At 73.3% G+C, this 2,630-nt stretch carries 2 protein-coding genes and 1 pseudogene; 1 reads left to right on the top strand and 2 read right to left on the bottom strand.

The window, feature by feature from the left end:
* Window positions 1-379, top strand: a pseudogene (locus GTW43_RS02790) (hypothetical protein); the annotation flags it as partial.
* A gap of 208 nt (window positions 380-587) precedes the next feature.
* Here the strand turns inward: GTW43_RS02790 and GTW43_RS02785 are convergent.
* Both GTW43_RS02785 and GTW43_RS02780 read right to left on the bottom strand, forming a co-directional pair.
* Window positions 588-1,262 carry a hypothetical protein gene (locus GTW43_RS02785; protein ID WP_343245874.1) on the bottom strand — a complete coding sequence of 225 codons (675 nt, stop codon included), beginning with the start codon at window positions 1,260-1,262 and terminating at the stop codon, window positions 588-590.
* 269 nt (window positions 1,263-1,531) lie between these two features.
* Window positions 1,532-2,455 carry a fumarylacetoacetate hydrolase family protein gene (locus GTW43_RS02780; protein WP_161299944.1) on the bottom strand — a complete coding sequence of 308 codons (924 nt, stop codon included), beginning with the start codon at window positions 2,453-2,455 and terminating at the stop codon, window positions 1,532-1,534.
* Between the last annotated feature and the right edge of the window lie 175 nt (window positions 2,456-2,630).

Below are 2,630 nucleotides of genomic sequence, written 5' to 3'. Positions count from 1 at the left end.
CGAGGCGGACTGGCGACGGCCCGTCCGGTTCCGCCGCGCCACGGTGCTCGACACGGCGTGGGCGCGGTGGCGGGAAGCGGAGATCCATGCCGTCGACCTCGATGCCGGCCGCCGTCCCCGCGACTGGCCGGTGGAGTTCGCACGCCACGCGCTGGACTTCCTGGCGGACCGCGCCCCGGCCGGCAGCCGACTGCTCCTGCGGGCCAGCGACGACGCGTACGCCCTGACCCTCGGCACGACGGGTCCGACCGTCGAGGTCAGTGGGCCCGTACGCGACCTCGCCGCCTGGATGGCGGGCCGGAGCACGGACGGCCGGCTGTCCACGACCGGCTCCCGGCTGCCCGAACTGGGCCCGTGGCCGCCCGATCCCGCCGACTGAGCGGACGGTCGCGCCCGTCGGGACGGGAGCCGACGGGCGCGGACGGCAGGGGACGGGAGCGGACGGGCGCGGGCCCGCGTGCAGCGGCTCCGATCGAGTGGCTCGTGCAGCCCCTGGAGTGAAGCCTCCTGCGGAGCACGAGTGAACCCTCGACCATCCATCGAGTGACGGGCGCTGGAGGCTCACCGCGCGGGTCACCGCGCCCGGTTCAGCGCGCCGAGGGGGTCCCGGAGGCCTGACGCGCCTCGATGAGGGCCTGCTCCCTGATGTCGCCGAACAGCTGCATCGTGACGGCGGCGAGGATGTCCTCCGCGCCGACGACGGGTCCCGCGGTCCTGTGGGCGAACTGCGCTGCGGGCGGGGGATCCGTGAGGGACGGCGTCGGGTCCGCCGCCTCGGGCGTCCCGAGGGTGACGTATCCGAAGCGCTTGATGCCGCCCTCGCGGACGACCATGGCCGCCGACCCGGCGAGGTCCGTCAGGAAGGCGCTCGCTATCCCGTTCAGGTCGCGTGTCATCGCCGGGACTGCCGACGTGCCGTGACTGCGCAGCAGTTCCCTGACACCCGGCTCGAACCTGTGGGTGCCCGTCACCGCGCCCGGCCGCCGCGACCTTCTGCGCCTCGGGGGAGGCACGACTCTGCCCTGGGCGTCGTGCACGACACCGGTCAGGCCCCTGAACGTCGGGCTGCACGCGTACCACCTGGTGCCCACCTCGACCTCGACGTTCCGGTCGATCGCCGTGACGAGGTCCGAGGGGACCAGCTTCGTCCGGCGCTCGTCCCGTGCGGCCGCCGTCGCGCCCTCGATGATCCGGGACAGGACGGTCCGGGTCACCGACGCCGCGGCCCACGCGGCCTGGCGGGAGACGGGCAGTGAAGTCACCTCCCTGAACACGGCTTTGACGAGAGAGGGCCTGACGAAGGGCGGGACGTCCATGAGCGCGGCGGACCGGGAGGCCGGGCGCTGACTCCGTGCGGGCCGTGCGGGCCGTGCGGGCTGTGAGGGCTGTGCGGGCATCGGGAGGAGTGCTCCTGGTGGTCGAAGGCGTGGGGCCCGCGCACGACGCTGTCTGCGGGCCCGCTCGAAGCCCCATCTTCCGTCGGGGCGACGCCCGGTCAAAGACCTGAGGGGCACCGTCCTGCTGCCCGGGTTCATCGCCCGCCGCGGTGTTCTGCCCTGACCAGCGGCCGTTCGTCGGCATCCACCAGCCACTCCAGGTGTGAGGGGTCGGGCGCGACCGGGTTGGTCAGTGTCCCCACCGACTCGATGTCGATGCGGACCACGTCCCCCGGCTTCAGCGTGAAGTCGAGCCCGGGGACGATGCCGGTCCCCGTCGAGAGGATCACGCCGTCGGGAAAGGGCTGCGCTGCGCGGAGATGGTCGACGAGCGCGGACGGCGGGCGGTGGAAGGCCTTCGTGGAGACCGTTCCGCTGTACGGGGTACCGGCTCCGCGACGCACCACGAGGTCGATGCGCAGGTCCGTCGGGTCGGGGATCTCCCAGACGGGGACGATGCCGCTGGAGACGGCCGTGCTGCCGCCGTAGATCTTGGCCTGGGGGAGGTACAGGGGGTTCTCGCCCTCGATGGAACGCGAGCTGACGTCGTCGACGACGACGTAACCCGCGGTCTCCCCGGCAGAGTTGACCACCAGGCCGAGCTCCGGCTCGGGGACGTTCAGCGCGGAGTCGGCGCGTACGGCGATGGGCTCGTCGTCGGTCACCACGCGCCAGGCGACCGACTTGAGGAAGAGCTCCGGGCGGTCGGCGTCGTAGACCTTGGCGTAGACGTCCTGGACGGTGCTCTCGGCGATGCGGGCTTCGCGGGAGCGTTCGTAGGTGACGCCCGCAGCCCACACCTCCATGCGTCCGTCCAGCGGCGGCAGGAGCAGGGGGTCGTGCACCGGCGGCGCCGCGGCCGCCGCCTCGACGCGCGCCCTCAGGTCGCGGACCGGCAGCCTGAGCAGGTCGGCGATGCGGGGACCGCCGGTGAAGGGGCGGACGCGGGCGGCGTCGTCGGCGACGCCCGTGCGGACGGCCCCGGTGGGGTCCGCGAAGCGGACGATACGGGTGGTCATGGGGAGGCTCCTTGCGTACGGGCAGCTGTTCAGGCGCTGCTGCTGTGCTGGCGGGCCGCGAGGGCGTGGGCGGCGTCGCGGGTCGCCGGGTACAGGTCGAGGTAGAGGCCGTAGAGCTCCTCGTAGACGGGGGTGACGTGCGGTTCGACGACGGACTCGACCGGGTTCCAGTGGT

This window comes from Streptomyces sp. SID5785, from assembly GCF_009870065.1.
Classification (GTDB): Bacteria; Actinomycetota; Actinomycetes; order Streptomycetales; family Streptomycetaceae; genus Streptomyces.
Note: the sequence above shows the minus strand (reverse complement) of the source record. Positions and strands in the feature narration are given on the sequence as shown.